16 protein-coding genes and 2 pseudogenes are annotated in these 20,257 nt (G+C 73.7%); 8 read left to right on the forward strand and 10 right to left on the reverse strand.

The features are described from left to right. Window positions 1–182: 182 nt before the first annotated feature. The 3 genes and pseudogenes from ABD353_RS26130 to tnpA form a co-directional block, all read right to left on the reverse strand. Window positions 183–2,033 carry a non-ribosomal peptide synthetase gene (locus ABD353_RS26130; RefSeq protein WP_344626123.1) on the reverse strand — a complete coding sequence of 617 codons (1,851 nt, stop codon included), beginning with the start codon at window positions 2,031–2,033 and terminating at the stop codon, window positions 183–185. A gap of 271 nt (window positions 2,034–2,304) precedes the next feature. Next, a complete protein-coding gene (locus tag ABD353_RS26135; RefSeq protein WP_344626124.1) occupies window positions 2,305–3,069 on the reverse strand; it encodes a LysE family transporter in 765 nt (254 codons plus the stop codon). A gap of 322 nt (window positions 3,070–3,391) precedes the next feature. After that, a pseudogene (tnpA, locus tag ABD353_RS26140) lies at window positions 3,392–3,825 on the reverse strand (IS200/IS605 family transposase). Window positions 3,826–3,832: 7 nt separating this feature from the next. Here tnpA and ABD353_RS26145 point away from each other — a divergent pair. After that, window positions 3,833–5,062, forward strand: coding sequence for an RNA-guided endonuclease InsQ/TnpB family protein (locus ABD353_RS26145; RefSeq protein WP_344626125.1), 1,230 nt, complete (start codon window positions 3,833–3,835; stop codon window positions 5,060–5,062). A 47-nt stretch (window positions 5,063–5,109) separates the two neighbouring features. Next, on the forward strand, window positions 5,110–5,442 hold the full coding sequence (locus ABD353_RS26150; protein ID WP_344626126.1) for a phage tail protein: 333 nt from the start codon (window positions 5,110–5,112) through the stop codon (window positions 5,440–5,442). A 67-nt stretch (window positions 5,443–5,509) separates the two neighbouring features. On the opposite strand, the gene ABD353_RS26155 is transcribed toward ABD353_RS26150, so the two are convergent. Both ABD353_RS26155 and ABD353_RS26160 read right to left on the reverse strand, forming a co-directional pair. Beyond that, window positions 5,510–6,331 (reverse strand): hypothetical protein, encoded by an 822-nt coding sequence (locus tag ABD353_RS26155; RefSeq protein ID WP_344626127.1) that lies wholly within the window; start codon window positions 6,329–6,331, stop codon window positions 5,510–5,512. Next, the gene (locus ABD353_RS26160) at window positions 6,328–6,864 is read right to left on the reverse strand and encodes a hypothetical protein (protein WP_344626128.1); all 537 of its coding nucleotides are present in this window, start codon (window positions 6,862–6,864) and stop codon (window positions 6,328–6,330) included. The genes ABD353_RS26155 and ABD353_RS26160 overlap by 4 nt, the downstream gene beginning before the upstream one ends. A 107-nt stretch (window positions 6,865–6,971) precedes the next feature. Between ABD353_RS26160 and ABD353_RS26165 the strand changes: the two are divergent. Then, a pseudogene (locus ABD353_RS26165) lies at window positions 6,972–7,208 on the forward strand (heavy metal translocating P-type ATPase); the annotation flags it as partial. A 216-nt stretch (window positions 7,209–7,424) separates the two neighbouring features. Then, window positions 7,425–8,210 (forward strand): bestrophin-like domain, encoded by a 786-nt coding sequence (locus ABD353_RS26170; protein WP_344626129.1) that lies wholly within the window; start codon window positions 7,425–7,427, stop codon window positions 8,208–8,210. Between the two features lie 5 nt (window positions 8,211–8,215). On the opposite strand, the gene ABD353_RS26175 is transcribed toward ABD353_RS26170, so the two are convergent. Together ABD353_RS26175 and ABD353_RS26180 are read right to left on the reverse strand one after the other, a co-directional pair. After that, complete coding sequence (locus ABD353_RS26175; RefSeq protein WP_344626130.1) at window positions 8,216–10,393, reverse strand: WD40 repeat domain-containing protein; 2,178 nt, start codon at window positions 10,391–10,393, stop codon at window positions 8,216–8,218. Beyond that, the gene (locus ABD353_RS26180) at window positions 10,383–14,519 is read right to left on the reverse strand and encodes a hypothetical protein (protein ID WP_344626131.1); all 4,137 of its coding nucleotides are present in this window, start codon (window positions 14,517–14,519) and stop codon (window positions 10,383–10,385) included. The genes ABD353_RS26175 and ABD353_RS26180 overlap by 11 nt, the downstream gene beginning before the upstream one ends. A gap of 172 nt (window positions 14,520–14,691) precedes the next feature. Here ABD353_RS26180 and ABD353_RS26185 point away from each other — a divergent pair, with 172 nt between their 5' ends. Continuing rightward, window positions 14,692–15,507 (forward strand): alpha/beta fold hydrolase, encoded by an 816-nt coding sequence (locus ABD353_RS26185; protein WP_344626132.1) that lies wholly within the window; start codon window positions 14,692–14,694, stop codon window positions 15,505–15,507. A gap of 94 nt (window positions 15,508–15,601) precedes the next feature. Next, window positions 15,602–15,910, forward strand: coding sequence for a hypothetical protein (locus tag ABD353_RS26190; RefSeq protein WP_344626133.1), 309 nt, complete (start codon window positions 15,602–15,604; stop codon window positions 15,908–15,910). Between the two features lie 89 nt (window positions 15,911–15,999). Here ABD353_RS26190 and ABD353_RS26195 read toward each other — a convergent pair whose 3' ends face one another. Then, on the reverse strand, window positions 16,000–16,839 hold the full coding sequence (locus tag ABD353_RS26195; protein WP_344626134.1) for a siderophore-interacting protein: 840 nt from the start codon (window positions 16,837–16,839) through the stop codon (window positions 16,000–16,002). Window positions 16,840–17,368: 529 nt separating this feature from the next. Here ABD353_RS26195 and ABD353_RS26200 point away from each other — a divergent pair. Continuing rightward, window positions 17,369–17,704, forward strand: coding sequence for a hypothetical protein (locus ABD353_RS26200; protein ID WP_344626135.1), 336 nt, complete (start codon window positions 17,369–17,371; stop codon window positions 17,702–17,704). Between the two features lie 56 nt (window positions 17,705–17,760). Then, entirely contained in the window at window positions 17,761–18,201 is a 441-nt protein-coding gene (locus ABD353_RS26205) for a VOC family protein (protein WP_344626136.1), read from the forward strand. A gap of 363 nt (window positions 18,202–18,564) precedes the next feature. Here ABD353_RS26205 and ABD353_RS26210 read toward each other — a convergent pair whose 3' ends face one another. Both ABD353_RS26210 and ABD353_RS26215 read right to left on the reverse strand, forming a co-directional pair. After that, window positions 18,565–19,233 carry a DUF4232 domain-containing protein gene (locus tag ABD353_RS26210; protein ID WP_344626137.1) on the reverse strand — a complete coding sequence of 223 codons (669 nt, stop codon included), beginning with the start codon at window positions 19,231–19,233 and terminating at the stop codon, window positions 18,565–18,567. A 201-nt stretch (window positions 19,234–19,434) separates the two neighbouring features. Continuing rightward, a complete protein-coding gene (locus ABD353_RS26215; RefSeq protein ID WP_344626138.1) occupies window positions 19,435–20,082 on the reverse strand; it encodes a transglycosylase family protein in 648 nt (215 codons plus the stop codon). Between the last annotated feature and the right edge of the window lie 175 nt (window positions 20,083–20,257).

A 20,257-nucleotide genomic window follows, 5' to 3' on the forward strand; every position in this document is an offset into this window, starting at 1 on the left:
GGGCGGCACGGGGTGCGCGGGCACCACGGGTGCGCGACGGTGCGGAGGGGAACCGGTGCAGGAGGGAGTCGGCGCAGCATGGGCGGGTACGCGGCCCGGCCGGAGGCGACGCGTGAGGTGCGTGCGCCCCGGGTGGTCGGCGACGGTACGGCCCGGGGCGCGCCCGGGCAGCCCGGGATCGGCTAGCGGCTGCGGGCGCGCCGGGCCGTCAGGACGCGGCGTCGGGCAGCCGCGCCGGCGGTGGCCGCGCCGGTGTTCGGCGTGCTGCGGCCCGGCTCCTCGAGGAGGATTTCGAGGAATTTCCGTTGCGCGTTGAAGGAGGCGTGCTCGAAGAGCCGTACCAGCGGGAAGGCGACGCCGAATTCGGTCTGGATCTCCGCATGGAGGACGACGATGGTGAGCGAGGTGCCGCCGGCGTTGAAGAAGGTCGTTTCGCGGTCGGCCAACCGCCCGACGCCGGCCACCGATTGCCAGATCCGGGCCAGCCGGTCGGCGACCGGAAGGGCGGCCCGGCGGGAATCCGAGCGGGAATCGGCAGATTCGGAAACCGCACGGGAACGCTCCGCCAGGCGCTCGCCGGCGATCTCCTTGAGTGCGGCCCGGTCGGCCTTTCCGTTGGGGAGTTTCGGCAGCGCCGGAAGATAGGCGAAGACCGAGGGGACCATGACGCCCATCAGGTGTTCGCCGAGGTGGGTGCGGAGTTCCGGTTCGGCTGCCGCGTCACCGTCGAGGACGGCCACGATGGCCTTGGTGAAACGGTCCTCCAGTGCGCACACGAAGGCATCGCGGACGCTCGGGTGCGACTGGATCGCCGAGCGGACCTCCTGCAGCTCGATCCGCACGCCCGCGATCTTGATCTGCTCGTCCGCCCGGCCGAGGATCTCCAGCTCGCCGCCGTCGGCCCGGCGCCCGAGGTCGCCCGTCGGGTAGACGGTGATCCGTTCCCCGTCGGCCTCGACCTCGACGAACGGCGCGACGATCCGGCCGTCCGCCAGGTACCCGTGCGAGGGCCGTTCGGCGGCGATGCAGATCTCGCCGACGGTGCCCGGTGCGCACGGCCTGCGCTCCTCGTCCAGCACCAGGCTGCGGGAGTGCGGGAGGTTGCGGCCCACCGGCTGGATCCCGTGCCCGGGGTCGGCCGGGACGCGGTAGAAGTGCTGGGCCAGCGTGGTCTCGGTCGGGCCGTACAGGTTCACCACCTGGCAGCCCGGGAACAGCTCCCGCCAGCGGCGCACCAGTTCGGCGTCGAGCGGCTCGCCGGCGAAGAAGGCGTGCCGCAGCGAGGGCACCGGTTCGGCCCCGGCCGCCACCGACGTCCACACCTTGCCCAGGGAAGGGACCAGGTGCAGGGCGGTGACCTCCCGGCCGCGCAGGAAGTCCAGCACTCCGGCGGCGTCCAGGTGGGCGGCGTCCGGGACGCACAGGGTGGCACCGGAGATCAGCGGCGTCAGCGCGTCCCGGAACCAGACGTCGAAGGACGGGTTGGTCAGGTGCGCGAACCGGTCGTCCGGCCCCACGCCGAACTCCTCGCTCTGCCACTGCAGGAAGAGCGACAGGCCGGTGTGGCTGCCCACGATGGCCTTGGGCCTTCCAGTCGATCCGGAGGTGAAGGCGATGTAGGCGTGGTCCGGGTCGTCGAGGACGTCCGTCCGCGCGGCACCGGCCCGCGGTTCGACCCGCGGGCGGGTGTGCGGACCGTCCGTGCACACCACCGCCCGGACCGGGCCGGTGTCCAGCATGGCCTCGCGGCGCGCCTCGGGCAGCGCCTCGTCGACCAGCATGACCACCGAGCCGGCCAGCCAGACGCCGAACACCGCCGCGATCACCGCCGGGCTGCGGCGGCCGAGGACCGCGACCGCGTCGCCCCGGCCGATGCCGTGCGCACCCAGCTCCCCGGCGAGGTCCCGGGCTCGTAAGAACAGGTCCGAGTAGCTCAGCGACTCGGTCGACGTGGTGACAGCGGTCGCGTCCGCGAACGTCTCGCACGCCCGCTGCAAAAGATCATCTACCGCCTGCACAGCAAACATCTCCATGTGAGGACAGGTGAAGGCAGCCCCCGGGCCGACGGGCCGTGCCCGTGCCCTGAGCGCGGTCCGGCCCGAGGCCGGCCTGAAGGGGCCGCTGCGTGGAGGAAAGAGAAGATGGAAGAGAGGGGAACGGTGCACGGTGTCCGGCGGAACGGGACACGGGACTCCCAGAGGCGAGGGCCGGGCACCACGGGCCCACTCGCCCGGGCGGCGCCCCCGGTGGAACGGTCCTCCGACGGACCGCTCCCCACCGGGGCACTGCCGCGCAGGCCGTGGACTAGCCGGCCTGCTGGAACGTCGCCAGCACGACGGCGGCGAGCATGAAGAGCGATCCGAACACCTTGTTGAGGACGCCGACCTGCTTCTCGGTCTTCAGCCGGAGCGCGACCCGGGACGCGAGCCCGGTGTAGCCGGCCATCACCACGAGGTCGGTGAACGCGAAGGTCAGGGCGACCGCGACGTACTGCGGGGCCAGCGAGTGCCCGGCCACGATGAACTGCGGAATGACCGCCAGCATGAAGATGTAGCCCTTGGGATTGATCAGGTTGAGCGAAATGCCCTTTCCGATGATCTCGAAAATGCCGATCTTCGGCTTGTCGCCTTCCCGGAGCGTGATCGGCGAACCCTTCGACAGCCACTGCGCCAGGCCGAGGTAGAAGAGGTAGGCGACACCGGCCCACTTCAGCACGTTGAAGGCGATCGGCGAGGCCTGGATGATGACCCCGAGGCCCACCACGACGACCAGGAAGACGGCCCAGAGGCCGAGCACCAGCCCGACCGCGCCCAGATATCCGCGCTTGAATCCGTAGTTCAGGCCGTTCGACATCGAGAAAACAGAGCCGGAACCCGGTGACAACGAGAAGATCCACGAAGCCGCGAAACAAGTGATCCACGCATCAAGTGGCATGGCTAATTCCTCCCCCGGAAATGCCGCTGATGTGACCCGCCGGCAGAACTCCGCCCAGCGATCGTCGCGCAGCCTATACATACCCCTCACGGACTCCATACCCATGTCCACGATGTGGATGAGCAAATGCCCCATAACCGCCCCCCCGGCCGGGCGTCCTGCCCGGGGTCCGGTGGAAGCGGCTGTCTTGAGGAGCCGTCAGTCAGGATCTTGCATATCGCCAAGTGGCCTGTACGGCAGTGCAGTTCGGCACTTCTGCCGGTTCGCCGGTCGCTCCGGTCTGCGGCGTGATCGGCATCACGGTCGGTACTTTGACTCACAGTCAGTCAGGCTGTGCTGTGAGGAAGTTGTGGTGCCGGGCGTCACATCGGCGCGGCAGCCGGAACGCCGTCGTCGACACCTCGGGCCGGCAGCCCTGCGACGTGGCGCGGATCCGCACTGTGTGCCTCGGCCCGGGTCAGTGCGGCCGGTTCTGTTGCTCGATGCACTGCTTCGCGATGCTGAGCGGCGCACCGCCGACTGATCCGGCGAGTGCGAGCCGGACCACAGGCACTGTGCCCGCCAGTAGTGGCGGACGAGGTCGGTGAACTCCTGGCGGAGCGTGCGCGAGGACACGCCCTTGAGGGAGTTCACCAGCCTGGACACGGCGACCTTCGGCGGGAAGTCCGCGAGCAGGTGGACGTGGTTGGCCTGGCCGTTGAACTCGATCGGCTCGGCCTCGAAGTCCTCGCACACGGCGCGCATGATCTTCTCGCACCGCGTCAGGTGCCGGTCGGCGAGGACGGAGTGCCGGTGCTTCGTCACGAAGACCAAATGGACGTGCATGCGGAAGACGCGGTGCCGATCCGTGTGAACGTTCTCGTCGATACCCGTGAACCAACTGCGTAGCATGATCTGTGTGCAGCTTCGGTACAGCTTTCGCCTGTACCCGAGCGCCGGTCAGCGCACCGCGTTGGCGCGGGCGTTCGGGTGCGCGCGGGTGGTCTACAACGACGCGCTTCGCGCCCGGGAGACCGCCCACAGCGAAGGCATGCCGTTTCCGAAGACCGGCGACCTGTCGAAGCAGCTCATCACCGAGGCGAAGAACACCCCGGAACGGGCCTGGCTCGCCGAGGTCTCGGCGGTGATCCTCCAGCAGTCCCTGCGCGGCCTGGACGCGGCGTACCGCAACTTCTTCGACGGGCTCATGGGCAAGCGGCCGCGCATGGGCGTACCCCGGTACAAGTCCCGCAAGGACACCCGGCAGGCCGCCCGCTTCACCGCGAACGCCCGCTGGTCGATCACTCCGGGGCAGAAGCTGCGTCTGCCGAAGATCGGCGATGTGCGGGTGAAGTGGTCGCGCACGCTGCCCTCCAGCCCGTCCACGGTGACCGTGGTCAAGGACAGCGCGGGGCGGTACTTCGTGAGCTTCGTCGTCGAGACCGGCCCGGAAGAAGTCCTGCCCGAGGTGTCGCCCGAGCTGGGCATCGATCTCGGGCTCGGGCACTTCGCGGTCCTCTCCGACGGCACGAAGATCGACAGCCCGCGCTTCCTGCGCCGGGCCGAGAAGCGTTTGAAGAAGGCGCAGCGCGCCCTCTCCCGCAAGGAGAAGGGCAGCAAGAACAGGGACAAGGCCAGGGTTCGCGTCGCACGGGCCCACGCCCGTGTCGCGGACGCGCGCCGCGAGTTCCATCACCAGCTCTCCACCAAGCTGATCCGCGAGAACCAAGCGGTCGCCGTGGAAGACCTGGCGGTGAAGGGACTCGCCCGCACGCGCCTGGCCAAGTCCGTGCACGACGCCGGATGGTCGGCGTTCGTGAGCATGCTGGAGTACAAGGCCGCCCGGTACGGGCGCACCTTCCTCCGGATCGGCCGCTTCGGGCCCACCTCCCAGGTGTGCTCGCGGTGTGGCGTCAAGGACGGCCCCAAGCCGCTGCACGTCCGCGTGTGGACATGCGGGGCATGCGAGGCCGTCCTCGACCGGGACGTGAACGCGGCGGTCAACGTCGCCAAGGCCGCCGGACTGGCGGTGTCAGCCTGTGGAGCGCAGGTAAGCCGGGCACCCGTGCCCGCACCGCGCGGCGAAGCAGGAACCCATCCGAAGCCCTCCACCATCCGGTGGGAGCAGGCGGGAATCCCCGGCTTTTAGGCCGGGGAGGATGTCAATTCAAGAACAAGTACGACCACGTCTTCACGGTGGAGCCGGCCGGCGAGGCCGCCGAGGTCGTCGAGTGGGTGCACCGGATCCTGCGGGAGGAGCGCGAGATCGTCATCTCCTCCCGGCCCCTCGAAGCCACGGCCTTCCAGGTCGAGAACATCCGAATGGCCTACGTCTTCTACGAGAGCGGCCTGTCGATCAACGTGATGTACACCGTCGACGACCCCAAGAAGCGTGCGGTCGGCTTCAAGCTCTCCGACGGGATGGAGGTCCCGGAGGAGCTCGCCTCCAGCTTCAGGTTCGCGCGGCAGAAGTCGAAGCTCGCCGGGACGATCCGCGGTTCGTACTTCGTCATCAAGAACGAGTACTGATCCCGGCGCCGGCCCGGCCGTGTGACCGGCCGGGCCCCGGGTCCCGCGTGCCGGGTGCCGGGTGCCGCTACGAGGGCCCGCCGGACGCCTCGGGGCCGGCCGGCCGGGTGAGGAAGTGCTGCCGCACCTCGTCGGTGACCACCCGCCGCAGCGTCGGCTGCAGAACCTCGGAGGTCGGGATCACGTCCCACCTCATGTACGGCCACCACCGCGCGTGCGCGGCCAGCAGCATCCGCTCGCCGCCGGCGACGTCCCCCTCGACGGCGTACCAGCCGGCGAGCCACAGGCAGAGGTAGTACTGATCGGGGAGTTCGCCGAGCGACTCGACCAGCTCCCGGCCGCGCGCGAAGTCGTTGGTCTTGGCGACCGCCTCCCAGGCGACCCGCTTCTCGCGCGGCTCCAGCGCCGCGAAGTCGCGGTCCAGCAGCCACTCGCCGATCACGCCCTCCCGGGGCGCGCGCGGCCCGCCCCAGTCGTAGTGGCACGGCAGCAGCCACTCCACCGGCCGGACGTCGAGCTGCTCGGCCGGCCAGAGCAGCCCGTCCCGCAGGACCCGGCCCTCCGGGACGTGGTCGGCCGCGGCGCGCATCCGGGGCTGCGCGGGCACCCCCGCGTACAGCTGGGCGGCCAGGAACGCCTCGATGAAGGGCATGTCCTGGTCGCACAGGTCCCCGCCGTCGGGCCCCTGACGTTCGATCAGCAGCTCGGCCAGCTCGCCCGCCTCCGCGAAGCGGTCCTCCCAGCAGAGGATCTGGACGGCCGCCGCTGCGGCCTCCCATGCCGGGTCGGGTGGTGCGGCGGGATCGGTGGCCAGGCCGAGCAGCTCGGGAAGCACCTCTCGGTGTCGGCCGTGCCGGGCGCGGGAGGTCAGGTGCTCGACGAACGTCACCCCGCCACCCGCCGGCAGAGGCGCCGAGCGCCGTGGCGGAGGGCGTTCAGCGACCACAGCGCCAGCCAGTAGACCGAGAAGCTCACGAGGAGCAGCACGGCGATGTCGAGCGCATTGCCGACGGCGGCCGACGGCTGGAACTCGAACAGTGAGGCCAAGATGAGCGCTGCCGTGATCGGAGCGGCCACCGGGGCACACGCCGCCAGCGCCTTCCACGCGGTGCCGCCGCGCATGACACGCCGCTCGAACCCGAAGGCGACGGGGAAGACGAGCACGCTCGCGGCGAACCCCACGCCGAGGGCGATCAGAACGGCTTCGGCGAAGTCGCGGACGACGAACACGTCGTCAAGGAGGAAGACCGCCGCCAGGGGGAGGGTGAGGACCGTGAAGGCCGTGACGATGACCGCTGTCGTCACGGCGATGGACAGCGCGTGCCGCAGGATCGTCCACCACCGGGCAGGTGGATCGTAGCCGGGTGCCGGGCCGTCCGGGGTGGTGGCGGCGTGCGGATTCGCCGGGGGCCTGCCGGGCACGATTCACTCCCTCGGGTCGGGTTCTACCGTCCCTGACGCACCGGCCCGCCTCCGTGGTTGCTGCGTCCGGCTGCCCGCCGTCGCCACCGCCGTCCGCGGCGAGGCCCGCCACCGTCCCCGCCGTGGTCGCGCCGTCCCGCCGCGCCCGGGCCCTGGTGGTGCAGAACCTCGGCATCGCCTCGGTGATCATCGCGACGCCGGTGGTCCGGGACCTGGTCGCCACCCTCCCGCTTCCGCTCGGCGTCCTCGGTCACGAGAGCTCCACCGTCCTCGTCGGACTCAACGGCCTGCGCCTGCTGCGCGACGCGGCCTGGAACCGCGCCCGGGCCGGAGCCCGCCGATGAGCGGCCGCACCCGCCGGCGGGCATCCGCCCCCGCGCGCGGGGCGTAGGGCGGCCGGGCCCGGGGCCACCGGGCGGGGCGGATCGCGTTGCGGGCGGTCGGCGCCGGCCCTCACCCGCGGTGACGCCACGGAGCCGGATGAGCGGAGGGAGGGCGGCGTGTGATTACCATCCGTATACGTTCTGTCTGCCTCGGTCACGATCCGACAAGGAACCGCCGTGGAACTCTGGCTGCTCAACCACTTCTCCGCCCTGACGCTGACCCTGGTGATCGTCGGCGGGTTCGTCCTGCTCGCGGTGGCCGGCAGCATCCTGACGTGCCACCGGTACCCGGCGCTGGCGCGCGGGGACCACAACGAGATGGTGGGCGTGGTGCTCGGCATGTTCGGCGCGATCTACGGCATCATCCTCGCCTTCGTGATCGTCAACCTGTGGACCCAGCTGGAGACCGCCTCGACGGTGGTGGCGACCGAAGCGACCTCGGCGTCCAAGATCGTCCGGGACGTCGGGGCGTTCCCCGCCGAACCCCGGGACGCGGTCAACGCGGCGGTCCGCGACTACGTGCACGCCGTCGTCGAGGAGACCTGGCCCCGGATGAAGGCCGGGACGGCGGACTACCTCGTGGCAGGGGCCCGGGTGGAGGCCGTCTACACGGCGCTGCGCGCGTACGAGCCGCAGAGCGCGGTGGAGCAGGCGTACTACGAGCAGGCCGTCGCGAGCCTGGACGACGTGGTCACGCAGCGCCGGGCCCGGATCGACCAGAGCAACCAGGAACTCCCGATCCTGCTGAAGGTCCTGGTGCTGGGCGGTGCCCTGGTGATGCTCCCGCTCACCTTCCTCTACGGCAGCCGCAGCAGGCGCATCCGGCTCGTGTTCGTCGGGGCGGTCGCCGCCCTGATCGGCTTCAGCCTGCTGCTGGTCGTCGTCCTCGACCGCCCCTTCGCCGGTGACCTGTCGGTCAGCCCGGCACCGTTCAAGGAGAGCGCCCTCGCGCAGTTCTGGTAGCCGGATCAACGGCGCGTCAGGACCGCGACGTCCGGGCCGAAGACGACCGCCAGCCGCCCGTCCTGCGCCAGCGCGAGTCCGCCGACCGCGGCAGGGAACGCGTACGCGCCGATCTGCCGCCCCGCGGTGGCGTCCCACACCCGCACGGTGCCGTCGCCGCACCCGGTGACGACGGCGGGACGACCGTCCAGCATTCCCACCGCGCCGGCCGACACCGTGCCGGTGTGTCCCGTCAGGGGCGGCCCCGTCCGGTCACCCGTGGCCAGGTCCCACAGCTGGGCCGTTTCCGTCCGGTGCCCGGTCAGGAGGAGGTGGCGGCCGCCGAGCGCCGCCAGGGCCAGGGCGCCGTCCTGCTCCGGCTGCACCCCGATCCATGCGCGCGCCGCGAGGTCCCACACGCGTCCCTCGGAGGTCGCCGCGACGAAGCGGCCCTCCACCACTGCGAAGGAGCGGATGGACGGGCTCGCGTACTCGCTCGTCGACCGTCCGTGCAGTTCCTCCCGGGTGGTCAGGTCCCGGATCCGGACCGACTCGCGCCGGTCGCGGCTGAGGAGGGTGAGCCGTCCCTCCACCGTGCCCACGGTCAGGAGCTCCACGGCGGCGGTGTGGCCGGTCAGGGGCCCACCGAGCTGTCCGCCGTCGTCGAGGTCGCGGATCCGCACCTCGGTGTCCGCGCCACCGGTGACGAGGACGGGGCGGCCGTCCACGACGGCCGTGGCGACCGCCCGCACCGGCGCCGCACGGCCGGCCGGCCGGCTGCCCGTGGCCCCGCCGCCGAGCTCGCCGTCGGGCGCACCGTCGAGGTCCCAGATGCGAACCGACCGGTCGTCGCCGCCGGTGACGGCGAAGTGCCGCCCCTGCACCGCCACCGCCGCCGTACCCCGGACGGTCCCCTCGTGGCCGGTCAGCGGCCGGTACGGACGCCTGCGGGCGGACAGGTCGCAGACCGCGACCTGCCCGCGGTCGAACCCGACGAGGGCGATGGGGCGGCCGTCGAGCACCGCCAGCGCCGCCGTCTCCGCGAACCCCGGAACGTGCCCGCCCCGCTGCTCGCCCGTGGCCAGGTCCCAGACGTACGTCTCGTAGACGTTGGCGCTGATCGCCACCGGGCACTCGACCACCGGGTCCGTCGCCAGGAGGTGCGTCATGGCGTTGACCTCCAGGGTGATGCAGCGGCGGAACCCGTCGTCACCGTCGTCGTCACCGGCGTCGTCACCGCCGCCCTCCGCGGCCGCCGGCAGGTCGGACGGCGGATCGGCGAGGGGCCCGGAATCCTCCGCGCCGTCGCCCCCGGCGCGGAACTCCCGTCCCGTGACCAGGTCCCACCTGCGGACGACACCTTCGGCGTGGCCGGTGACGGCGACGGGCCGGCCGTCCACCACCGCCGTCGCCAGCGCCGGCACATGGCCGGTGCGGATGGTCAGGAGCGCGTCCGTGCGGGCGAGGGCGGCCAGGTCCCACACCCTCACCACGCCGTCGGTGCTGCCGGCCACCAGGACGGGCCGGCCCTCGACCCGTGCGGTGGCCAGCGTGAAGATCCGGTCGTCACCGCCGGCGCGGTACTCGCCGACCGGCTCCCCCTCGTCGAGGTCCCACACCAGGACCGTCCCGTCGGAACCGACGGTGACGGCCACGGGCCGCCCGTCCACCACCGTCGTCGCCAGACGGCACACCCCGCCGGGGCGACCGGTTGCGGCCCGGCCGAGCTGCCCGCCCGTGACCGGATCCCACCAGAGCAGCGTGCCGTCCGCGCAGCCCGCGACGGCGAGTCCACGCCCCTCCACGACCACGGTCGCCACCGCGGTCACCCCGGCCGGCGCGGGCAGTGCGTGCCGCAGCCGGGAGTCCAGGCCGGTGCCGGTCGCCCACTGCACCGTCCAGGGACCGTCCGCCTCCTGACGGACCGGCACCTCGGTGAGACCGGTCAGCAGCTCCCGCTCGCCGTACCGTGCCGCGTCCAGCGCCAGCACCTGCCGCCGCACCACCGGACCGGCGTCACGGTGCACATGCCCCGACGCCCGGTACACGGCAGCCGCCGCCACCTCCCGCGGCCCGACGGCGCCGTCCAGCGCCGCCGCGACCTGCTCCGGCGCGGCCGTCACCAGCCACCCCGGATCGGTCAACCGCCCGTCCACCGGCGCGACTCCGTCGACCGGACCACCGCTGCTGAACTCACCGGACATGACCGGGCTCCTCCTTCGTCGGGTCGGCCGACCGCCAGGCGTCGGCGAACAGGACGGGCAGCGGGCGGGACGGCACCACCGCCGTGTGCGCGCCGCTCGCCCGGGTGGGGTCGGCGGGCAGCAGGGCACGCTTCCCGGCCTCGACCGGCAGCCGCGGCACCTTCAACTCCAGCCACGGGCCGGGGAGGAACAGGCTGCGCCCGGCACGGGAACGGCGGGCCTCCACGACGAGCCCGGTGCCGCGGACCTGCTGCTGTGCGGCCTTCAGCGCGGCCGGCGACCAGCCCGTCCACTGCCGCACCCGGCGGTCGGTGGGATCGGGCAGGGCCAGCAGCATCAGATGGAGCGCCGCCGCGTCCGCCGTGACGCCGAGGGCGGCGGCGCACGCGGCGACGACCTCCGGCGCGCTGCGCCGCGGGTCCTGGTCCCAGCCGGGGGTGCGGTCGGCGTCGGCCGCCAGGTGCCGGCCGAGCGTGTCGAGGTCACCGGAGAGCAGGATGCGCAGGTCGGTGAGGGCGGGCAGCCCGGAGCCCGAGGGCAGGGCCTGCGACGGCTGGAGACGGTCGTAGTAGTCGTCGAGCGCGTCGAGCGCCGGGTCGTCCGCACCGTCGAGCAGCTCCGGGCGCACCAGGACGTGCCACTGCCGCCGGGCCGGATCGTCCACCACCTCGACGCCGGTCAGATCGGCCAGCGCGAGCGGGGACGGCGGCTCGCCCACGGCCGCCCGCCAGGCGGCGGAGAACACCCGCCATCCCGCCGCACCGCCACCGGCCGACGCCTCGGCGGCCGTGCGGAGGGCCGCCTCGGCGAGAGCGGGCCGCAGCGGGTGGCCGACGGGCGTGCGGTAGGCCAGCCACGCCATCGCGCAGGGCGAGGCGTACGGTGCGGGCGCGCGGTCGGGGCCCGACGCCGGGGCGAGGGCGGCGGCCAGGAGAGCGTCCAGCTGCCGGCGGCGTCTGCGGAGCCCGGCCGGCCCCGGGTCCACCTCGGGGCCGGGACCGGCGGGGGCCCAGTCGCCCTTGGGGAAGCGGAGCTCGCGTCCGGCGTCGGCCATCAGCTCGGCGTCGACCGGGGGCGTGCCGAAGCGCTCGTACCACCCGGCCACGGCCCGGTCGAGGTCAGGACCGTGCGTCCACAGCCGTTCCGGGTCGTCCGGGAGCAGCCGGCTCCTGACCTCCCGGAGGGCGTCGTACCCGATCCGGCCGGCGATCTCCTTCTCGGCGGCGGTCGGGTAGTCCCGGTGGTGCTTGCGGACGGCGAGCAGCGCGCCCGCCTCGTCGGCCGTCAGCGTGAGCCGCTGCGCGAGTTCCCGGACGGCCTCGGGGCGGGCGGGCAGCGGCCCCCGCTCGGCGAGCAGTTCGAGGTAGGCGCGCAGCCAGCGGGCGTCGGCCACCGCGACCAGGTCGTGCCGGGTCTCCACCCGGCAGTCGGCGGCGGCCAGCGCGCTGTCCTCCGGGAAGGTGCCCGAGGGCGCGTACTCCAGCAGCTGGGAGCGGTTGAAGGTGCTGTGGAGCACCACGGCGGTCGAGAGCGCGGTGCGGTAGACGTGGCCGACCGGGGGAGCGGGCGTCCTGCCCGGCTGCGTGACCGAGACGGTGCGCCAGCGGCCCGTCCCCCGTTCGGCGACGAACGGGAGGTCGGCGTACTCGCGCAGGCGGGTGCCGGTCACGGTGTCGCCGCGCAGCAGCTCGGTCTGCGGGTCGACGACCAGGTAGGGGAAGGCGGCGGTCACGCCCGGGACGATCGCGCTCGGGTGGTCGAGGTCGCCGTTCCACGGTGCGCCCTCGGCGGCCGCGTGCAGCAGTCGGCCCAGCCGGACGCGGGCCGGCGCGAGGGCCGGCCGGTCGGGGGCCAGCCGGTCGGGGGCCGCCGCCGGGGACCCGACAGCGCCGGTGCCTGTGCGGGTGCCGGTGGCCGTACCGGCGTCGACGTCCGTAGCGGTGCCGGTGTCCGTGTCGTCGGCCGGGCCGGGCGTCGCGGCGGCCTCGGGGGTCAGCAGCGGCAGGAGGTGGGCGACCCCGTTGCGGCAGTTCGCGGCGATCTGCACCAGGCGGGCGAACTCGGTGCCGACCTCGTCCTCCTCGATCTCCAGGAGCCGGGCGATCCGCCGGCGGACCAGGAGCGCGACGCCGTCCCGGAAGACGGAGGACGCCTCGACCCCCTGCAGCAGTCGTTCGGCGCCCGCCCGGTCGAGGCCGTGCCCGGGTGCCGTTGCGGCCACGGCGGCCAGCAGCAGTCCGGCGACGTCCACGGCGGCGAGCCGTTCGGCCCGGCCGGGGTCGGCGAGGAGTGCGGCGGCGGCGCCGACGTGCATGAAGCGGGCGAGCATCAGCGCAAGCCCGTCCAAATCGAGGACGGGCAGCTCGGCGAGTTCCTCGTCGCACCACTCCGCGAGGGTGGACCGGCCGAGGTCGGTGTCCACCAGACCGGGCACGTTCGCCCAGCCCTTGGGGTCGTGCGGCTGGTACCAGAGGTTGTTCGAGTCGCCGCCGTTGGTCAGTTCGAACTCGGCCCGCAGCAGTGCCCGGATCTCGCGGGCGAACCGCGGGTCGGCGGTCAGGGCGTGCAGCCCGGGGCGCGGCGCGACGGCGAGGTGGTGCAGGTACGGGTCGCCGAGCTGCGGCGGCGGGTCGGCGACGGGCGCGCCCGCGGCCAGCAGCACGTCGAGGACGTCCAGCCGGACGGTTCCGAGGGTCCGCCGGTTCCGGTCCCGCCGGCTGGAGTAGGGCAGGTCCACCGGCACGCCGTCGGCCGCGATCCGCGGCGCCAGCACCTCGGCGAGCCGGAGCAGCCCCGGTCCGGACACCCGGTGGTACGACCGGTCGGCCAGGCCGGCCAGGCGGCGCAACCAGTCGGCGGCCGTGCCGGGCGCCGCCCCGTCGGCGGCGGCCGGGCCGGTGAGCAGGGCCAGCGCGCCGGTCCGTTCCAGGTAGCGCCGGGCGAGGTCCGGGCCCAGCATCCCGGGCTGCGGCCCGGCGGCGACCACCTCGTGGGCGAGGCGGGGGAGTTCGGCGAGGACGAGGTCCCAGGCGGGCGCGGCGAGCAGGGCCGTCCAGAACTCGCGGGCGGCGTCGCTCCGCAGGTCGCGGGCGGGCAGCAGCCGTGCGGCCAGCCGGGCGAGTTCACGGTCGGGGTCGCACCCGGCGGCCCGGGCGGCGCGGGCGACGTCCGCGACCAGCCGGGGGCGCTCGCCCTCGCGGACCGTCCGGTCGCCGAGCAGGGCGAGGACGCGGCGGGCCGCCTCCGGGTCGGCGCCGCGCGCGGTGACCTGCTTGATGCGCTCGCGGAAGGCGGTGTCGGTGAGTGCACCGGCGGCGTCCACCGCGGTGTAGCGGGCGTCCAGCCACTGCTGGTCGACGTGCTCGCCGGCGGCGCGCTCGGCGGCCCTCGCCCGGCCGAACCAGGCTGCCGCGTCGCCCGGTTCGCCGCCGTGGCGCAGGCACTGGTCGGCGACGCCGTCCAGGAAGCAGCGCAGCAGGGCGGGCCGGGTGCCGGCGATCTCCTTCAGTACGGCGTCCACGTCGCGCTTGATGAACACCTGCCAGGCCGAGGTGACCTGCTCCAGGCGCTCCACGTAGTGCAGCACCTCGGCCGTCCGCGCGGGATGCTCGACCAGCGCGGACTCGGGGAAGGGCACGGCCCCGGGGCCCGGCAGCCCGGTCGGCCGGGTGTCGACCGGCTCCCAGCCCCGGTGGACCATCAGCTCGTCGCGGTGCCGGACCGCGTCGGCGGTGGTGAGCAGGATCCGCTCCTCGTCCGGCATCGCGGGATGGCGGTAGCGGCGGGCCAGCAGCAGGTCGTCGCCCTCCCGCCCCGGGCTCCCGGAGGCAGCGGGAACGAGCCCGGCCTGCGCCACCGCCTCCTTCCAGACGGCGTCCGCGGCGAGCAGCTCCACCACGTGGGCCGGCACGGCGACGGCCTCCTGCACCAGGCGCTCGGCCGTCTGACGGCACGTCCGGCGGTGGGCCGCGACACCGTCGACGAGGGCGAGCAGCCGGGGCAGGCCCGGGTGACCGACCAGCGGGGGCGGCACCTTCTTCAGCGCCCGCCCGCGCTCGTTGCGGTGGACCACCCGCCCGTTCTCCAGTCGCGCGGAGTACCCCTGCGCAGTGATCTCCCAACCCATGGCACGCCCCCGTGACGATCGTTCAACCGGCCCGTGCAGCCTAACGACCCCCACCGACGTCCCTGCCCCGCCCGTGTCGCGTCCGCCGGGGGAGGGTGTGCCTGTGGAACGCTTGCACCAGGGTCGCGCCGAGACCGAGGAGACCCGGAGCCCGCCTCGAAAGGGTGTCGCCATGGCTGAGGTCCGCGCCGGTGATGTGCTGCTGCACTACGAGGAGACCGGCGAGGGCGAGCCGCTGGTGCTGGTGCACGGCTCGTGGAACGACCACCGCTCGTGGAGGCCCGCCGTCGACGCCGACCTGAAGGCGGCGTTCCGCGTGGTGGCGTACGACCGGCGGGGCCACGGCCGCAGTGAGCGGGTACCCGGCGCCGGCACCCGGCGGCAGGACGAGGACGACCTGGCAGCACTGATCGAGGCCCTCGGCCCGGCACCCGCCAACGTGGCGGCGAACTCCTTCGGAGCATCGATCACGGCGGGTCTGGCCGCCCGCCGCCCCGAGCTGTTCCGGCGGATCGTCCTGCACGAACCCCCGCTGGCCGGACTCGTCCTCGACGACCCCGCCGCGGTGGCGGACATGAGGACGGTGACGGCAGCCGTCGAGGAAGCCAAACGGCTGGTGCGCGAGGGCGAGGACGCTGCCGGCGCGAAGGTGTTCGTCGAGCGGATCGCGCTCGGCCCCGGCGCCTGGGAGACGATGCCCGAGCCGCTCCGGGACACCTTCGTCACCCACGCGCAGACCTGGCTCGACGAACAGGACGACCCGGACTGGGCCGCCCTGGACGTCCACGGACTCGCTGCCTGCACGGCGCCGGTGCTGCTCAGCAGCGGCACCGAGAGCCCGGCGTGGTTCGGCGCCGTGCTGGACCGCCTGGCCGCGGCCCTGCCTCGGGCACAGCGCAACACCTTCCGGGGCGCGGGCCACATCCCCCATGTGACGCACCCCCAGGACTACGCGGCGACCGTGACGGCGTTCCTGCTCGGAACCTGACGCCGAAGGCGCCCTCGGCCGCGCCGACGGGGCACGCCTTCCGGTATCGCGTGGCCCCCTGCCCATCACGCTGTCGCGGTGTCACGCAGGGCAGTTGACGCTCCATCCGGTCGCAAAGCTGTACGTCAACCAGAGCACCGGCCACAACGACCCGGGCAACCTCTGGCGCTACAAGTGGAGCAACGGTCAGCTGGTGTCCAACGGCAGCCCGATCAAGACCGCCACGGGTGCCGAGGACCTCTACTACGAGCGCGGCGCGCAGCGTCTGTGGTCGGTCTCCGAGCACTACGGTCCGGCGGTGAACGCCGACGCCCTCGAAGCCGGTGAGTCCGTCAAGTGCCTGGGCCTCGTGTGCGAGCGCGTCCTCTACGCCCACAGCAAGGCCCAGCTGGACGCCCCGTAGCCCGGTCCGACGTGCCGCCCCCGTCGGCTCCCGCCGCGCAGACCACGCGCGGCGGGAGCCGATGCCGTTCCGCGACGGGGGAGCCGGGCTCAGGAGGCGGGGCGCTCCTGCTCCGCCTCGACCTGGGCGTTCCACTCGCGCTTGGAGGCCTGCCAACCGTCCTCGTTGTGGCCGAGCCGCCAGTAGCCGGAGACGGAGAGGTCCTCGCGGGGGATCCCGAGGTCCACGCGCAGGAGTGCCCGGAGTTCCTTGACGAAGCCGGCCTCGCCGTGGACGAAGGCGTGCACCCGGCCCGCGGGGAACTCCAGCGCGCGGACGGCCTCGACGAGCCGTTCGCCGACGGGGCGGTCGCCGCGGTGCAGCCAGACGACCTCCGCGGCGGAGTCGAACTTCTGCTCCTCCTCGGGGCCGGCCACCTCGACGAACGCGCGGACCTCGGCGTCGGCCGGCAGGGCCTCCAGGGCCGCGGCGATGGCGGGCAGGGCGCTCTCGTCGCCGGCCAGCAGGTGCCAGTCGGCGGTGGTGTCGGGCGCGTAGCCGCCGCCGGGGCCCATGAACCGGACGGTCTCGCCCGGTCGGGCGCGCACCGCCCAGGGACCGGCGAGGCCCTCGTCGCCGTGGACGACGAAGTCGAGGGTGAGCTCGCGCAGTTCGGCGTTCCAGGCGCGGACGGTGTACGTCCGGGTCACCGGCCACTGCTCGCGCGGGAACTCCTCGCGGATCCGCTCCAGGTCGAACGGCTCGGGATAGGTCACACCCTCGGCACCGAACAGCACCTTCACGTAGTGGTCGGTGAAGGCGCCGGCCGGGAACGCGGCGAGGCCGTCGCCGCCGAGCACGACGCGCTGCATGTGGGGGGTGATCCGCTCGGTGCGGACGACGTGCGCGGTGTGCGGCTTCCGGGGCCTGCGGGCCGGACGCTCTGCCATGGACGCTCTCCTCATGTCTTTTACTTAGGCTCGCTAACGTAACACTCGCCGAGCGGCACAGCCGGGCGCTTCGGAACAGGGGAACCCGCCGAGTGCAGGTGGCTGCGGCCGGGCCGGCGGAGCGTCGCCGGCGGCGGAGGACCTCAAGGGGCCGAGGGGCGCGACGGGTGTTCGTCCTCCGGCTACGGCCCGCTCCAGGCAGGCCCTTCGAACGGAACGCCGTGGACCCTCTCCGCGCTGGCGCCGACGGCTTCGTTCCTGCCGGCAGGCCAGGCAGGGGCCGCTGCGCCGGCGCCGCACCCCGGCATCCACTGCCTCGCCAACGCCTGGCAGACCCCGAACGTCTCGACGAGGCCGTGCGACGCCGGTGACCCCGGTCAGCACTGGGTGATCTTCAACGAGCAGATCAGCCTCGCACTCGTCTGACACCCGCACCCCGTCACTCACGGTGTGTGGGGGGAAAGGCAGTTCTTGAACGGGTCGTCCGCTCGCCGTTCCCATGGGCCGGACGCAACCCTAGGCTGGCCGGGTGGCGGACGAGGTGTGGGGCGAGACGGTGCAGGCCTGCGAGGCCCCGGGATCGGGGTGTTCGCGGTGCGAGGAGACGGCGGACTTCACGGTGGTGCGCGAGCGGTACCGGACCGTGGCCCGCAGCCGGGGTCTCGGGCGGCTCCTGGCGGCCGGGGTGCTCGTCGTCCTGGCCGTCGAGCTGCTGCTGACGGGCCGTGCGACGGGTGCGGCGGTCGCGTTCGTCCTCGGGGCGCTGTCCGCGGTCTCGTTCGGGTGGGTCGTCCTGCAGTCCCGTTCCGGTGAGCCGGTGGCCGTGTTCCACTGTCATCACTGCGAGGCCCGGTACCGGCTCTGACCGTCGTTGCAGGGCGGCACTCCGCAGAGGACCGCGCAACGCAGAGGGAGACCGTCATGCCGCTCCAGCGGATGGACAACGTCGGCATCGTCGTCGACGACCTGGACGCCGCCGTCGCCTTCTTCACGGAACTCGGCATGGAGGTCGAGGGCAGGGCGCAGATCGAGGGCCTCTTCGCGGATCAGGCCGTCGGGCTCGACGGGGTCCGCAGCGAGATCGCGATGATGCGGACCCCGGACGGCCACGGCAAGCTGGAGCTCGCGCAGTACCACGCCCCCGCGGCGATCCGCGACGGGTCGCACAACCCGCCGCCGAACACGCTGGGCCTGCACCGGGTGATGTTCGCCCTCGACGACATCGACGACACCGTCGCCCGCCTCCGCCGCCACGGTGCCGAACTCATCGGTGAGGTGGCGCAGTACGAGGACGTCTACCGCCTCTGCTACCTCCGCGGCCCCTCGGGCATCCTGCTCGCCCTGGCCGAACGGATCGGCTGACGGCCCTTCGCCACCTTGCTGCTTGCCGTACGGACGACCGTCGTACGGCGTCGGGCGGGGCCGTGTCGGTCATGGGCCGGGTCAGCCGGCGGGCCCGGCCGGGGTGACGGGGCCGGGGTCGCCCCGTGGGGAGTGCGTCGGCGAGTTCCCGGGTTTCCGGGGCGGCCGAGGTCCTGGGCATCTGGGACTGCAACGGCCTCACCAACCAGCAGTGGACCCTGCCCGTCGGCTGACCGGTGCCGCTGCGCCCGAGTCCGGGTGCAGGACCCCGCGGCGCCGGCGGCGGGCGCGATCGCGTCCACCGCCGGCGCCGCGGGGATCCCCGGCTCCGCACCGGTTCGGCCGCCGGGGTTGCGGCGGCCCCTACCGGGCGACGGGCGGGCTCATCCGGACCTCGTCGCCGCAGATGGTGACCTGCGTCGGCCTGCCGGCGCGGTCCACCACCGGGGCCCGGACTTCGGTGCTGTCACCCGGCGCGACCACGTCGGCGGCCCCGGCCGTGACGAGCACGCAATTGCCGGTGTCCGGCCCCTTGCCGTTGAACTCGGAGTAGCGCAGGGCGATCACCGCCTTCTTGCCCACGCCCAGCGTCACCGGCGCAGGACTGCCCTTGCCCACCCCCGTGGCCTCCGGCCCCTTGCCCAGGTGGAACTCGAGCGTCGGGTACCCGGCCAGGACGCAGTCGCGGGAGCCGGAGTCGACGGCGACGAGTTCGGCGTTCGCCGGATCCTTCTCGTCGGCGGCTGCCTCGGTGAGGCGGACGACCGTCCACCGCAGATCCTGCGCGGAGCACCTGGGCAGCGTCTGCGAGCCGCTGGAACCCGCCGCCGCCGCGGTCCCGGCAGGGGGCGAGACGGAGGCCCGAGGCTCGGACCGGCCCACGATCGGCGCGGCGGACACCGGCGCGACGGACGCCGGCGCGGCCCCGGCGGGCTTCGGCGGAGCAGCCGCCGAGCCGGAACCGCATGCCGTCAGGCCGAGCCCCGCCAGCAGCACGGAAACGGAAATCGTCGACAGAGAACGCGAACGCATGGATCCCCCCGGATCGTCAGAACAGCCGACGGGCCGTCAGAGCCGGCCCGGCTGTGCGCTGCCGTGAGTGAATACGCCATGACAATTCAGCCGGTTGCCTGAGGAGGAGAACTTCCCGCGGCCCGAGGACATGGAGTGCTCCGGAGCCGACCCGACGTTCTTGCGGACGTCCTCGGCCTGCCGTGTGCCCGAATCGGACCGTCAGGGGAGTCGGAGGGTCTGGCCGGCCAGGATGAGGTCGGGGTCGTCGCCGATGCTGTCGTGGTTGGCCTCGTAGAGCGCGGGCCAGCCGCCGTCCACCTGCTGTGCCTGGGCGATGGCGTCGAGGGTGTCGCCGTCCTGGACCACGACGGTGGCGGTGTCCGCCGGGGCGGGTTCGGCGGCGGGCTGCTGGGTGGCGGGTTGCTGGGTGGCGGGCCGGGGCGCGGGCACCGCGTGGTGGGCGCTGGTGCTGTGGCCGGCGCGGGTGCCGCAGGTGGGCCAGGGGGTGAGGCCGCGGTGGGCGGCGAGGTGTTCGGCGACGGCGATCTGCTGCTCGCGGGTGGCGAGGTCGGGGCGGGCCGCGTAGGCGGTGCCGCCGTTGGCGCGCCAGGTGGCCCGGTCGAACTGCAGGCCGCCGTAGTAGCCGTTGCCGGTGTTGGCCTGCCAGCGGCCGCCGCTCTCGCAGGCCGCGATGCGGTCCCAGTCGACGCCCTGGACGGCGGTGCTGCCTGCGGCGGGTGCGGCGGGTGCGGCGGGTGCGGCGGGTGCGGCGGGTGCGGCGTGGCCGGGGGCGGTGGTCGCGGTCCACAGCCCGGTGGCGCAGACGAGGGCGAGGAGTAACTGCAGGATCCGGTGGGCGACGGACATGGCGGAGCACTCCCCGAGAGGATCGGCGATCGGACGGCCGGCACCCCGGGGCGCCGCCCTCCCAGCGTTTGCACAAGCTGCGGCGGCAGCCCGGCCGACACCCCGGGAACATCACCCGCCCGGCCCCGGGGCGCCACCCGTGCACCGCACAGGCCGTGCGGCCTCGGCCCGCTGC

This window comes from Kitasatospora arboriphila, assembly GCF_039528095.1.
Lineage (GTDB): Bacteria > Actinomycetota > Actinomycetes > Streptomycetales > Streptomycetaceae > Kitasatospora > Kitasatospora arboriphila.

Excerpts from the sequence above, each read along its gene's own strand:
- ABD353_RS26195 (WP_344626134.1), bottom strand. The coding sequence starts at position 16,839 with ATGGCAGAGCGTCCGGCCCGCAGGCCCCGGAAGCCGCACACCGCGCAC.
- ABD353_RS26210 (WP_344626137.1), bottom strand. The coding sequence starts at position 19,233 with ATGCGTTCGCGTTCTCTGTCGACGATTTCCGTTTCCGTGCTGCTGGCG.
- ABD353_RS26135 (WP_344626124.1), bottom strand. The coding sequence starts at position 3,069 with ATGGGGCATTTGCTCATCCACATCGTGGACATGGGTATGGAGTCCGTG.
- ABD353_RS26185 (WP_344626132.1), top strand. The coding sequence starts at position 14,692 with ATGGCTGAGGTCCGCGCCGGTGATGTGCTGCTGCACTACGAGGAGACC.
- ABD353_RS26175 (WP_344626130.1), bottom strand. The coding sequence starts at position 10,393 with ATGTCCGGTGAGTTCAGCAGCGGTGGTCCGGTCGACGGAGTCGCGCCG.
- ABD353_RS26180 (WP_344626131.1), bottom strand. The coding sequence starts at position 14,519 with ATGGGTTGGGAGATCACTGCGCAGGGGTACTCCGCGCGACTGGAGAAC.
- ABD353_RS26205 (WP_344626136.1), top strand. The coding sequence starts at position 17,761 with ATGCCGCTCCAGCGGATGGACAACGTCGGCATCGTCGTCGACGACCTG.
- ABD353_RS26215 (WP_344626138.1), bottom strand. The coding sequence starts at position 20,082 with ATGTCCGTCGCCCACCGGATCCTGCAGTTACTCCTCGCCCTCGTCTGC.
- ABD353_RS26130 (WP_344626123.1), bottom strand. The coding sequence starts at position 2,033 with ATGGAGATGTTTGCTGTGCAGGCGGTAGATGATCTTTTGCAGCGGGCG.